The organism is Paenibacillus sp. FSL H7-0943 (assembly GCF_037963265.1).
Lineage (GTDB): Bacteria > Bacillota > Bacilli > Paenibacillales > Paenibacillaceae > Paenibacillus_AQ > Paenibacillus_AQ odorifer.
In genome coordinates this window covers 5,191,199-5,204,012 of the sequence record NZ_CP150148.1, presented here as the reverse complement: position 1 = coordinate 5,204,012, position 12,814 = coordinate 5,191,199, and the positions used below count along the sequence as shown (strand labels likewise).

10 protein-coding genes are annotated in these 12,814 nt (G+C 46.2%); 9 read left to right on the top strand and 1 reads right to left on the bottom strand.

Annotated features, from left to right (window positions below):
* Positions 1 to 112 precede the first annotated feature (112 nt).
* The gene (locus NSQ55_RS22840; RefSeq protein ID WP_051491300.1) at positions 113 to 409 is read left to right on the top strand and encodes a DUF5665 domain-containing protein; all 297 of its coding nucleotides are present in this window, start codon (positions 113 to 115) and stop codon (positions 407 to 409) included.
* Positions 410 to 501: 92 nt separating this feature from the next.
* Here the strand turns inward: NSQ55_RS22840 and NSQ55_RS22835 are convergent, their stop codons facing one another.
* A complete protein-coding gene (locus NSQ55_RS22835) occupies positions 502 to 1,224 on the bottom strand; it encodes a TraR/DksA C4-type zinc finger protein (RefSeq protein WP_076098553.1) in 723 nt (240 codons plus the stop codon).
* A 246-nt stretch (positions 1,225 to 1,470) separates the two neighbouring features.
* Between NSQ55_RS22835 and lspA the strand changes: the two genes are divergently transcribed.
* From lspA to carB, 8 genes are all read left to right on the top strand, one after another.
* Positions 1,471 to 1,983 carry a signal peptidase II gene (gene lspA / locus NSQ55_RS22830; RefSeq protein WP_036683603.1) on the top strand — a complete coding sequence of 171 codons (513 nt, stop codon included), beginning with the start codon at positions 1,471 to 1,473 and terminating at the stop codon, positions 1,981 to 1,983.
* On the top strand, positions 1,976 to 2,947 hold the full coding sequence (locus NSQ55_RS22825) for an RluA family pseudouridine synthase (protein ID WP_339169291.1): 972 nt from the start codon (positions 1,976 to 1,978) through the stop codon (positions 2,945 to 2,947). The genes lspA and NSQ55_RS22825 overlap by 8 nt, the downstream gene beginning before the upstream one ends.
* 205 nt (positions 2,948 to 3,152) lie before the next feature.
* The gene (locus tag NSQ55_RS22820) at positions 3,153 to 4,406 is read left to right on the top strand and encodes an LL-diaminopimelate aminotransferase (RefSeq protein WP_339169289.1); all 1,254 of its coding nucleotides are present in this window, start codon (positions 3,153 to 3,155) and stop codon (positions 4,404 to 4,406) included.
* A gap of 952 nt (positions 4,407 to 5,358) precedes the next feature.
* Positions 5,359 to 5,922, top strand: coding sequence for a bifunctional pyr operon transcriptional regulator/uracil phosphoribosyltransferase PyrR (pyrR, locus tag NSQ55_RS22815; RefSeq protein ID WP_036683379.1), 564 nt, complete (start codon positions 5,359 to 5,361; stop codon positions 5,920 to 5,922).
* Between the two features lie 4 nt (positions 5,923 to 5,926).
* A complete protein-coding gene (locus tag NSQ55_RS22810; RefSeq protein ID WP_339169288.1) occupies positions 5,927 to 6,832 on the top strand; it encodes an aspartate carbamoyltransferase catalytic subunit in 906 nt (301 codons plus the stop codon).
* A 109-nt stretch (positions 6,833 to 6,941) separates the two neighbouring features.
* Complete coding sequence (locus NSQ55_RS22805) at positions 6,942 to 8,225, top strand: dihydroorotase (protein ID WP_076128828.1); 1,284 nt, start codon at positions 6,942 to 6,944, stop codon at positions 8,223 to 8,225.
* Between the two features lie 115 nt (positions 8,226 to 8,340).
* Positions 8,341 to 9,522, top strand: a complete 1,182-nt coding sequence (carA, locus tag NSQ55_RS22800; RefSeq protein ID WP_051491286.1) for a glutamine-hydrolyzing carbamoyl-phosphate synthase small subunit — start codon at positions 8,341 to 8,343, stop codon at positions 9,520 to 9,522.
* A 1-nt stretch (position 9,523) separates the two neighbouring features.
* On the top strand, positions 9,524 to 12,751 hold the full coding sequence (carB, locus tag NSQ55_RS22795; protein ID WP_339169285.1) for a carbamoyl-phosphate synthase large subunit: 3,228 nt from the start codon (positions 9,524 to 9,526) through the stop codon (positions 12,749 to 12,751).
* Positions 12,752 to 12,814 lie beyond the last annotated feature (63 nt).

The following is a 12,814-nucleotide window of genomic DNA, read 5'->3' as shown; positions in this document are numbered from 1 at the left end:
CTCCATTAAGACATCCGGCAATAAGAATAACCCAGACAAGGAAAAGGAGAATAAGGCTTTTCCTGAAGTTAATCCTGAGTATCTAACAGCAGATCCGCGTAATCCCGAGGATATTCCGCTGGAAGAAAAAATGAATACGATGTACCGTTTGACCTTTGAGTGGGCTCATATTTTGGAAAAATCCCGAATTTATCAATATACGGATCTGCTATATTCACCTTGGCGGTTGATTTGGAGAAATATTTTATTTGGAGCAGCTCGGGGAGTTGGGATTGCACTGGGTTTTACTTTTTTTGCGGCAACGATTATTTATATCCTTCAGGGACTAGGCGCGCTCAATCTACCGATCATTGGTGATTATATTGCGGATATTGTGCGGATCGTACAACGTCAGCTAGAGTTCAAATAGTCATCGAAACGTTAAGATTAAAAACAGCGAACCATTCCTCAAAACTGGAACAGTACGCTGTTTAAATGTTTTTGTATAGGGGACATTTGTGTTTAGTCTTCGTCGAGAGGATCTAGGCTATGAGTTGCCTCGTCACTGTCCAAATAACGCTGGTAGCTCCGTCCCGGCACTACAATTAGATTGTTGCCCGTGATATCAGTGGCGATAAAGTTCTCCCAAGGCTCTACGCAGCCTTCCAGCTCATCGGCTTCAATCTCCATATCATTATAAGAATCAATATTGTTGCCCTCCGCCATGGCGGGAGAATTCGAGGTACCCCAGCTTTCTACAATCTGCCAGGCATCCTCGCCGTCAAAACCGTTTTGATCGTCGCGCTCATCCAGACTGGTGCGTCCAAAAGGTGGAGATAACAGCTCCTCTTCTACTGGTCGAGTGAAAGGTGCGTTTTGCCGCGGGTTGTGCTCTTTACAATAAAGTGTGGAAGGGATGGCAGATAAACGTTCAAAAGGGATCGGCTCACCACTAGCCTTGCATATCCCATAGGTGCCATTATCCATAGCAGATAAAGCAGCTTCAATATCGTCCAGCTCATGCTCGTCCCGCTCTAACAGTGAAATGTCCATGGAGCGATTATACAAATCGGTGGCTGCATCTCCTGGATGGTTGTCATTCTCGGAAAGTTCTCCGGAGCCATCCCGCATGGATTCATCTAAGCCGTAATGTTCATTATTCTGAAGCCTGTGCTGAATCGTATCCCGATCTTTTTCCAATCGTGCGCGTAGCTCTGAGAGCTGCTGTACTGTCAGGTGCGTCATAATGAGAAAGCTCCTTTCTGTACCTTTTATAAGAATCATTCCGACTTGCCGGATAACACCGGATGGTTCTTCTGTTAGGTTGACCGGAGAGCAGGGATTTTAGCGCTGGAAAATAGTCCCCAAGATTGAACTTAGCGGATGTCCCGCAATAGACGATTCTTTAAGGGCTGTGCTACAATATACAAGTCTTTAAACAGTATTCGTACCGCATTTAGCGGGAAAAATAAGAACGGAGTGACAACTTCTGTGGTGTACTATTTGATTGCTCTTATTGTATTTTTGGTGGATCAAGGGACAAAGTATCTCATTGCTACACGTCTGGAGATCGGAGAACAGATTTCTGTTATCGGAGATTTTTTCCTGATTACCTCTCATCGCAATCGCGGGGCTGCTTTTGGGATTCTCGAAGGTCAGCAATGGTTCTTCTTTCTAGTTACGGTTGTAGTGGTTAGTGGTATCGTTTGGTATTTGAACAAGACTAGACACTCGCGGAAGCTGTTATCTGTTGCCCTAGGGCTTGTACTGGGTGGAGCTATCGGTAACTTCCTGGACCGGATAATCAATGGTGAGGTTGTTGATTTCCTTCTGTTCAATTTTGGGAGCTATAGCTTCCCGATTTTTAACGTGGCGGATTCTTGTATTGTCATTGGGGTTGGATTGATTCTTCTGGATTCTTTTCGTGACCTTAAGAATGGCGAAGAAATTACGGAAATAAAAGAAGTGAAAGAAGCAAAGGAAGTAAGAGAAGGGAATGAATGATTTGAATAAAGACGTCAATCACCAAGCGGCATCTACGAGCGAAGAAGAGAGGGACGTCACGGAATGGACCGTTTCGGCAGAGAACGCGCGGGAGCGAATCGATAAATATATTACGGAATCATGGGAAGAAGAAATTTCCCGTTCTCAGGTGCAGCTGTGGATCAGCGGCGGTAACGTTACGGTTAATAGCAAGCCAGTGAAAGCCAACTATAAGTTATCGGAAAGCGACGTGGTTAGCGTTGTTGTCCCTGAAGCAGAAGTAACGGATTTGATCGCGGAGAACATTCCTCTTGAAGTTGTATATGAAGACAGCAATGTCATTGTGATTAATAAACCCCGGGGCATGGTTGTGCACCCAGCTGCGGGACATCCGTCAGGCACCTTAGTAAATGCGCTGATGTATCACTGTAAGGATCTGTCCGGCATTAACGGTGAGATTCGTCCAGGTATTGTACATCGGATCGATAAGGATACCTCTGGTCTTATCATGGTGGCTAAGAATGATGCCAGTCATGCCTCGCTTGCCGCACAGCTTAAAGAGCATAGTGTTACGCGCCGATATATTGCAGTCGTACACGGCAACTTGTCGCATGATAAGGGCACTGTTGACGCACCGATTGGCAGAGATCCACATGATCGCAAGCTATACACAGTAACCGAAAAGAACAGCAAGAAATCCGTAACCCATTTTACAGTAATGGAACGTTTCGGAGATTGTACACTGCTGGAGCTGCAGCTGGAGACTGGCCGCACGCATCAAATCAGGGTACATATGAAGTTCATTGGCCATCCACTTGTAGGTGATCCGATATATGGACGCAGCAAGGGCACTACGATGAATGGACAAGCGTTGCATGCGGCGGTGCTTGGATTTGTTCATCCTACCACAGGTGAATATAAAGAATTCAGCAGACCTATTCCAGATGATATGGAAGAAGTGCTGTTCACACTACGCAGCAGATAAGTACAAATGAAGTGATAATTAGTCTATGGTATTGAACACTACTTTACGGCATATTTAAAAACATAAGGATAAAGAAAGGGTAATGCCTTATTCTTTATCCTTATTTTTATAATGAAACGGATATCCGGAAACATACGCCATCCAAGGGACGGCGAAGCCGTTTCTTTTAAAAGTAGAATAGATATTCAGGAGATGAGATGACAGTATGAGTATTGAACAATACCAAGATAGCTTCATTCAGACTAATTTTGCAGACCGCATCGGCGGTGCCAATTATGGCAAAGACACTTCGATTTATAAATTCGAGAAAATCAAACGTGCTAAAGCATCCGCAAAACAGGATTTTCCTAACATTGAACTAATTGATATGGGCGTAGGCGAGCCGGATGAGATGGCTGATGCGGGTATCGTAGCTAAGCTTGCTGAAGAAGCAGCGAAGGAAGAAAACCGCGGATATGCGGACAATGGAATTGCCGAATTCAAGACTGCTGCTGCTGAATATTTGCGGGAAGTTTTCCGGGTGGAAGGAATTGATCCAGACACGGAGGTAGTTCACTCCATCGGATCGAAGCCTGCGCTGGCTATGTTGCCATCTTGTTTCATCAATCCAGGTGATATCACGATTATGACCGTGCCGGGTTATCCAGTCTTGGGTACACATACTAAATATTTGGGTGGACAAGTATTTACAGTGGAGCTGAAGAAGGAGAACAAATTCCTTCCAGATCTGAATGAAATTCCGGAAGACATTGCTCGTAAAGCTAAGCTTCTTTATCTAAACTATCCAAACAATCCAACGGGCGCTAGTGCCACTCCTGAGTTTTTTGCTGAGGTCGTTGCATGGGCGAAAAAATACGATGTAGTGGTTATTCATGACGCACCTTATGCTGCCTTGACCTATGACGGTTTGAAGCCACTTAGCTTCCTCTCCGTTCCAGGTGCAAAGGATGTGGGTGTGGAGCTGCATTCTCTTTCTAAGTCTTACAATATGACGGGCTGGAGAATTGGTTTTGTGGCTGGTAATCCGCTAGTGGTTAAAGCCTTCAGCGATGTGAAGGATAATAACGATTCCGGCCAATTTATCGCGATTCAAAAAGCAGCGGCTTATGGTCTTGCTCATCCGGAGATTACTGAAGCGATTGCGGATAAATACTCCCGTCGTCACAACCTGCTGGTTGATGCACTGAACAGCCTCGGCTTTAAAGCTGAGAAGCCAAAAGGTTCTTTCTTCCTGTATGTCGCTGCACCTAAGGGAATCAAAGACGGCCGTCGCTTTGAATCCGGTGAAGATTTCTCCCAATTCCTGATTCGTGAGAAGCTGATCTCCACTGTGCCTTGGGATGATGCAGGCCCGTTTGTTCGTTTCTCCGTTACCTTTATTGCTAAAGGTGAAGAGGAAGAGAGACGTGTCATCTCTGAAATTCAAAGACGTCTTAGCAATGTGGAATTTGAGTTTTAAGCATTGTTATTGAAATTAATGAGGCTGTCCCAAAAGTAGTGAATTCTACTTGGGGGCAGCTTCTTTTTTATGGAATAGGAAATGTTGTAGATGTTACTGTGCCCTATGACTATATGCCACGTGTTGTGTATTGTAGTGCATTTTAGTGTAGTGTTCTGTTATTCGGGTGGGTGGTGGTTGACTGCAATATTTGATTTTCGTACAGCTTGCAGTAGATGATTTGTGGTAGCTGTGACGGTGGAATTTGTGCAGTGAACTTGTGTGGCGGGCTTGTGTGGTGAGCGATATGCGTTCTGTGTTTGTGCGAAGTAAAGAGTGGGTTATAAACTAATTAGGGAAAAACTCCCTAATAATTAGGTGGTTTTCTATATTAATCACTGAATCGGCCAACAATTAGGGAAGTTATCCCTAATAACAAGTCTGATGAACAGAAATCACTGAATTTCAGGGAGAAATTCCTTAATTACTATATAAGTACCTCACCGATTGCATCATTTTCAGCATTACTAGGTGCGCCTTTTGAATCATTTGGACATTAAGTAGTGTTAAGAACATAAACGAGGCTGTCCAAAAAGCGATGAAAGGCTATTTGGGACCAGCCTCGTTTTTTATGCAGATATACTGAGTACCGCCTCCCCCTTGTTGTTAATAGAAGTAAGGAAGAAAAGTGCAAAAGTTTAGGCAGAGAAAGTTGACATGAGGGGGTTGTTCTGTCATAATTCTTGTTAAATGAATAGCGCCTTTAATTCAGTCCTGTGAGGCTGGCAAGGTAACGTGAATCGAGGTTCGCGACTCTTAGAAAGGTATCCGTGTGTAAATACGGAACTGTCTTTTTATGCGCGCGGCCGTCATCTTCCTCATCTGCGGATTTCACTCCTTGCCTGTTATAGGCAAGGAGTTTTTTGATTTCCGGGAACTTGAATAGGCGAACAAGCTGGAGGGTGACAAGATTATGGTTACTGAGAAAAATGTCATTATGGATGAAACGGCGATCCGCCGGGCCTTATCGCGTATTGCTCATGAGATTTTGGAGAAGAACAAAGGTATCGAGAATTGTCTGCTGGTCGGCATTCGGACACGAGGTGTGTATCTGGCACAGCGTATCGCTGAGCGCATCAAGGAGATTGAAGGCGTCGAGATTCCATACGGTGAGCTGGATATCACACATTACCGGGATGACCGTGAAGTGGAAGGCAGTGAAGCAGTAGTGAAGAGCAACGTCGTTATTACTTCAGGAAGTGCTGGCATCCATGATCAGAAAGTCATTTTGTTCGATGATGTACTTTACACCGGACGCACCATCCGCGCGGCGATGGACGCTTTGATGGATTGCGGACGCCCACGAATGATTCAACTGGCAGTACTGGCTGACCGCGGACACCGCGAGCTGCCGATCCGGCCGGACTACATCGGTAAGAATGTACCTACCTCAAAGCACGAGCAGATTGAAGTGGCGCTGAAGGAATACGACGGCAAAGATGAGGTCTACATTATTTCAAACCGGGAGGAACGATAACATCATGACACTTACCAAGGTAAAGGAACGTAGTCTGCTGGGAATCAAAGAGCTTGACCGGTCGGAAATTATCCAACTGCTTGACAGAACAGCATTTTGGGACAATCAAAGTGAAAAGCTAACGCCCATCTTGAACTCCCATTTTATTTCTAACATGTTTTTTGAGAACAGCACACGCACACGCTTCTCTTTCGAGATGGCAGAGAAACGACTAGGTGCGCAAGTACTTAATTTTACGGCTGCAGCTTCTAGTGTAGAAAAAGGGGAGTCGATCTACGATACAGTGCGAACACTGGAATCGATGGGGATCGATGCCGGAGTTGTGCGTTTGAAGCCTGCAGGTGTGCTGCAGCAGTTAGCTGAGAAGGTGTCCATACCGCTTATCAATGCGGGCGACGGCAACAATGAACATCCTACGCAGGCGCTACTTGATTTATACACCATGACCAAAACCTTTGGGGAACTAAAGGGCCTGACAGTCTCCATCATTGGGGACATTATGCATAGCCGCGTAGCGCGTTCTAATCTCTGGGGGCTTACGAAAATGGGGGCCAAGGTGCAGTTCTGCGCACCGGATAATATGAAGGCTCCTGAGCTTATGGAGTATGCGCCTTACGTAACTATGGAAGAAGCTCTTAAAGCGGATGTAGTAATGATGCTTCGAGTACAGCTTGAGCGCCATACTTCCGGCATTAAGCTGTCTGCTGAAGATTACCGTAGCCACTATGGTCTAACAGAAGAGCGGGCAGCTAAGCTGGCCAAAGACACAATCATTATGCATCCAGCTCCGGTTAACCGGAATCTAGAGATTGATGATGCAGTAGTTGAGTGCAGACAATCGCGGATTTTCCCGCAAATGTCTAATGGCGTACCGGTCCGGATGGCGGTTCTCGAAAGAGCTTTACTATAAGCTTACAGAATGCTAACGTATAGAGACTAATAAATATACACAAAGATGAATTTTTATTATATAATAACGAGAGGGCCCGCAGCTGTGATCTGAGGGTAAAGGTAGAATCATGACAGTGATTATTAGAAACGCCAGCGTATTGAATAAGGAAGGCTTGCTTGAGCGCAAACACATCGAACTTCAGGAGGGTGTGATCTCGGCTATAATCGACGGAAATGAAGCTATCGGAGAAGCCACGGAGATCATTGATGCTGAAGGTAAGCTGCTCATTCCGGGACTCATTGATATGCATGTGCACTTGCGTGAACCGGGATTTGAACACAAGGAAACAGTGGAAACCGGAAGTCGCTCAGCTGCTAAAGGCGGATTTACAACCATTGCATGTATGCCAAATACTCGTCCGGTGACAGATAGCCCGGAGATCGTGCAATTTGTGAAAGACAAGGCGCGTGAAGCAGGACTAGTTAAAGTGCTTCCTTATGCAGCCATTACGAAAAATGAGCTCGGACGTGAGTTGACGGATTTTGCGGCGCTCAAAGAAGCTGGAGCTATTGGATATACAGACGACGGTGTGGGCGTACAAAGTGCTCAAATGATGAAAGATGCAATGAACATCGCAGCATCGCTCGATATGCCAGTCATTGCCCACTGCGAAGATAATTCGCTGGTTGAAGGCTGCTGTGTAGCTGAAGGTGAGTTCGCTAAGAAGCATGGCCTCAAAGGAATTCCGAATGAGTCAGAAGCGATCCATGTTGGACGCGATATTTTGCTGGCAGAAGCGACAGGCGTTCATTACCATGTATGCCATGTCAGTACTGAACAGTCGGTGCGGCTGATTCGCCAAGCAAAAGAGATCGGCATTAAAGTAACTGCTGAGGTATGTCCGCATCACTTGCTTCTTGCTGAAGACGATATTCCAGGCCTGGATGCCAATTGGAAAATGAACCCGCCGCTGCGCTCCCGCCGCGATGTTGAGGCGTGTATCGAAGGGTTGCTTGATGGCACACTAGATATGATTGTTACAGATCATGCGCCACATAGTGAAGAAGAGAAGGCGAAGGGAATGCAGCTGGCACCTTTTGGTATCGTTGGATTCGAGACAGCTTTCCCACTCTTATACACAGCGTTTGTAGAAACCGGAAAATGGGATTTATCCTTACTAGTACAAAGAATGACTGCCGATCCTGCACGGGTATTCAGATTGAACACCGGGGTTATGGAGATCGGAGCTCCTGCAGATTTGACACTGATCGATCTGGAGCAGGAAAAAGAAGTAGATCCAAGTTCCTTCGCAAGCAAAGGACGTAACACTCCTTTTGGCGGCTGGAAGCTTAAGGGTTGGCCAGTAAAAACTTGGGTGGACGGCAAAGCCGTATGGACTGAGAAAAACTAGCGGACTGGTGAGGCGAAATTGCTGATCTTTACAGATCAGCAATTTGAGCGCGTACACTCCGGAAGGCATGCAAGGCATACGTATTAGACTACAGAACATGAAGGAGTGGAAGGGAATGCAGGCGAGATTGCTGCTTCAAGACGGAACTTTATTTACAGGTACCGCATTTGGCGCTGAAGGTGAAAAGACAGGCGAGGTTGTTTTTAACACAGGAATTACAGGATATCAAGAGGTGCTGTCTGACCCTTCATATTGCGGACAAATCGTTACCATGACGTACCCATTGATCGGGAACTACGGGATTACGCGGGATGATTTCGAATCTGTTCGACCTTTCGTACACGGTTTTGTAGTGCGTCGTCATGAAGAAGTTCCAAGTAACTGGCGCGCAGAATACAGTGTGGACGACCTGCTGAAAGAATATGATATTCCTGGAATCAGCGAGATTGATACCCGGATGTTGACGCGGATTATTCGCCACTACGGAACAATGAAGGCGATCCTGACTACCTCTAACAAACGTGTAGAGGAATTGATGGAAATGATGGGCGACACTTCAATTGAAGAATTACGCAATCAGGTAGCTCGCACATCTACTCCAAGCATGTACAATAGTCCAGGAACCAAAGAGCGCATCGTCTTGGTAGATTACGGCGCGAAGGCTGGCATCTTGCGCGAGTTGAACAATCGCGGTTGTGATGTTGTAGTTGTACCTCATGACGTAACCGCTGATGAGATTCGTCGCCTCAATCCAGATGGTATCCAGCTGTCCAACGGCCCTGGGGACCCGAAAGACGTCCCACACGCAGTGAAGACGATCTCGGAATTGCTTGGTGAATACCCAATTTTCGGCATCTGCTTAGGTCACCAGCTGTTTGCACTGGCTTGTGGCGCGGATACAGAGAAGCTGAAATTCGGGCACCGTGGAGGTAACCATCCGGTTAAAGAATTGGAGAGCGGACGTTGCTTCATTACTTCTCAGAACCATGGCTACACAGTGAATGAAGATTCTGTGAAGAGCACGGATCTAGAAGTTACTCACATTAATAATAATGATAAGACCGTTGAAGGACTTAAACATACCCGTTACCCTGCATTTTCAGTACAGTACCATCCAGAAGCAGCACCGGGACCTCATGACAGCAGCTATTTATTCGATCGTTTCTTACAGATGATCGCTGATCATAAAGCTAACACACCTGTAAGCTCGCGCCAGGCGCAGCTTGCGGCAAACGCCAGAATCACGGCGCCAAAACCTACAGTAAAACAGCTTGAAGCCGTGAAAGGAGCTCTATAACATGCCTAAGAATGAAAAGCTTAAAAAAATATTAGTAATTGGTTCTGGACCGATTGTTATCGGGCAAGCCGCAGAATTTGACTACGCCGGAACTCAGGCCTGTCAGGCCCTGAAAGAAGAAGGCGTGGAAGTTGTGCTGATCAACAGTAACCCAGCGACTATCATGACTGACACCAATATGGCTGATAAAGTTTATATCGAGCCGATTACCCTTGAATTCGTAACTGGCATCATCCGCCAGGAGCGCCCGGATGGCTTGTTGCCAACTTTGGGAGGACAGACAGGTCTTAATATGGCTGTAGAATTGGCTCGTGCAGGAGTACTAGAACAAGAGAATGTTAAGCTTCTAGGTACCCAGCTTGAATCCATCGAAAAAGCAGAGGATCGCGATTTGTTCCGCGATTTGATGCGCGAATTGGAACAGCCTGTACCAGAGAGCACTATTATTACCACAGTAGATGAAGCGATGAAATTCGCTGAGGAAATTGGTTTCCCACTGATTGTACGCCCAGCCTATACGCTTGGCGGCACCGGCGGCGGGATCTGCGACAACGAAGAAGAGCTGCTTGAGACTGTCAAAGCAGGTATTCGTTATAGTCCAATTGGACAATGTTTGGTGGAGAAAAGTATTGCCGGCATGAAGGAAGTTGAATACGAGGTTATGCGTGATGCGAATGACAACTGTATCGTTGTCTGCAACATGGAGAACTTTGACCCGGTAGGTGTGCATACGGGTGATAGTATCGTTGTGGCACCTAGCCAAACGTTATCCGACCGTGAATATCAAATGCTGCGCAGCGCTTCACTCAAAATCATTCGTGCGCTGAATATCGAGGGTGGCTGCAACGTGCAGTTCGCACTGGATCCGCAAAGCTATCAATATTATGTAATCGAAGTAAATCCACGTGTCAGCCGCTCTTCAGCTTTGGCTTCGAAAGCAACCGGTTATCCGATTGCCAAAATGGCTGCCAAAATCGCACTTGGTTACACACTCGATGAAATCGTCAATCCAGTTACTGGACAGACCTATGCTTGCTTCGAGCCTACACTTGACTATATCGTAAGCAAAATCCCACGCTGGCCGTTCGACAAGTTCATTCATGCGAACCGTAAGCTGGGCACACAAATGAAAGCAACTGGAGAAGTTATGGCCATCGGTCGTACCTTTGAAGAGTCCATTCATAAAGCAATTCGTTCCCTGGAAATCGGTGTACACCGTTTCCGTCTGCCGGGCGCTGAGGATCTGGAAGAAAGCGTCCTGCGTGAACGTCTGGCAAAACCTGATGATGAGCGGTTGTTCTTGATCGCTGAAGCTTTCCGCCGCGGATTTGGCTTGCAAGAGATTCAAGACATTACTAACGTAGACTGGTGGTTCCTGTCCAAAATCGAGGGACTGATCAACTTTGAAGAGGTCATCCGTGGGGATGAAAGCTTATCAGAAGAAACCTTGTATCAAGCTAAACGCAGAGGTTTTACAGACCGTGCGATTGCTGAGATACGTGCAGAAGGACTAGCGAACGGTAAATACACCAAAGAAGCTGATGTACGCGCGCTTCGTTTAGAGCGAGGATTAACGCCTGTATTCAAAATGGTAGATACCTGTGCAGCTGAGTTCGAAGCTTCTACACCTTACTACTACTCTACTTATGAGACTGAAAATGAGGTCATTCATTCCGATAAACAAAAGGTTATCGTGCTTGGATCGGGTCCAATCCGGATCGGCCAAGGGATTGAGTTCGATTACTCCACTGTGCATGCAGTGTGGGCGATTCAGAAGGCAGGTTATGAAGCAGTTATTATCAATAATAACCCTGAGACTGTATCTACGGATTTTAATACTTCGGACCGGTTGTATTTCGAACCGTTATTCTTTGAAGATGTAATGAACGTAATTGCGCAAGAGAATCCGATTGGGGTTATCGTACAGTTCGGAGGCCAAACAGCCATTAACCTTGCTGCACCACTAAGTGCGGCTGGCGTTAAGATTCTCGGAACTAGCCTAGACAGTATTGACGAAGCTGAAGACCGGAAGAAATTCGAAGCTTTGTTGGCTCGTCTGGATATTGCCCAACCAAAAGGAAAGACGGTTATCAACGTAGATCAAGCAGTAGAAACTGCACAATCGCTTGGATATCCGGTGCTGGTACGTCCTTCCTATGTACTTGGTGGACGCGCAATGGAAATTGTATATAATGATGCGGAATTGCTTAGCTACATGGTAGAAGCGGTTAAGGTGAATCCGGAGCATCCGGTATTGATTGACCGTTACATGTTAGGTAAAGAGGTTGAGGTAGACGCAATTTGTGACGGTGAGACGGTAGTTATTCCAGGGATCATGGAGCATGTTGAGCGTGCAGGTGTTCACTCCGGTGACTCCATCGCTGTATATCCTCCGCAATATCTGGATGAAGGTCTGAAAGCAAAAATTGCTGAAATCACAATCAAGATTGCTAAGGAATTGAAAACGATTGGTCTGGTCAACATCCAGTTCGTTATCTATCAGAATGAAGTGTACGTAATTGAAGTAAATCCACGTTCATCGCGTACGGTTCCATTCTTGAGTAAAGTAACTGGAATTCCAATGGCGCATCTGGCAACCAAAATCATTCTCGGCGGCAAGCTGAAAGATGACGGTTATACAGAAGGTCTATGGCCGGAAAGTGATTATGTATCGGTTAAAGTGCCGGTGTTCTCTTTTGCCAAGCTGCGTAGAGTAGAACCAACGCTCGGACCTGAAATGAAATCGACGGGTGAGGTTATGGGCCGCGATAAATTGTATGCAAAAGCTTTGTATAAAGGTCTAATCGGAGCAGGAATGAAAATTCCAGCAACCGGCGCTATCATCGTTACAGTGGCAGATAAAGATAAAGCAGAAGCTGTAGAGCTTATGAAAGGATTCCACTCGCTGGGTTACAAGATCATTGCTACCGGAGGCACCGCTCAAGCCCTTGAAGAAGCAGGTCTCAACGTAATGAACGTAAACAAGCTGGATGAAGGTGCGCCGAACATTCTCGACTTGATTCGTGGTGGGCAAGCCAACTTCGTCTTTAATACACTGACTAAAGGGAAAACACCAGAGCGTGATGGATTCCGTATCCGTCGTGAAGCGGTTGAGAATGGCGTCGTATGTATGACATCACTTGATACAGTAACGGCACTGCTCAGAATGCTGCAGACGATCAACTTCTCGTCACAGTCCATGCCTGCTTTTGTCGGTCAATTAAACTAATCTCATAAAGATGTATAGGGCGGTTTGCGTTTACGCAGACCGTTCCGCTATGCCTAGGGGCTA

What these genes read in the sequence shown, in the direction of transcription:
- NSQ55_RS22835 (WP_076098553.1), bottom strand. Translation starts at nt 1,224, where the DNA reads ATGACGCACCTGACAGTACAGCAGCTCTCAGAGCTACGCGCACGATTG.
- NSQ55_RS22825 (WP_339169291.1), top strand. Translation starts at nt 1,976, where the DNA reads ATGAATGATTTGAATAAAGACGTCAATCACCAAGCGGCATCTACGAGC.
- NSQ55_RS22820 (WP_339169289.1), top strand. Translation starts at nt 3,153, where the DNA reads ATGAGTATTGAACAATACCAAGATAGCTTCATTCAGACTAATTTTGCA.
- pyrR (WP_036683379.1), top strand. Translation starts at nt 5,359, where the DNA reads ATGGTTACTGAGAAAAATGTCATTATGGATGAAACGGCGATCCGCCGG.
- NSQ55_RS22810 (WP_339169288.1), top strand. Translation starts at nt 5,927, where the DNA reads ATGACACTTACCAAGGTAAAGGAACGTAGTCTGCTGGGAATCAAAGAG.
- NSQ55_RS22805 (WP_076128828.1), top strand. Translation starts at nt 6,942, where the DNA reads ATGACAGTGATTATTAGAAACGCCAGCGTATTGAATAAGGAAGGCTTG.
- carA (WP_051491286.1), top strand. Translation starts at nt 8,341, where the DNA reads ATGCAGGCGAGATTGCTGCTTCAAGACGGAACTTTATTTACAGGTACC.
- carB (WP_339169285.1), top strand. Translation starts at nt 9,524, where the DNA reads ATGCCTAAGAATGAAAAGCTTAAAAAAATATTAGTAATTGGTTCTGGA.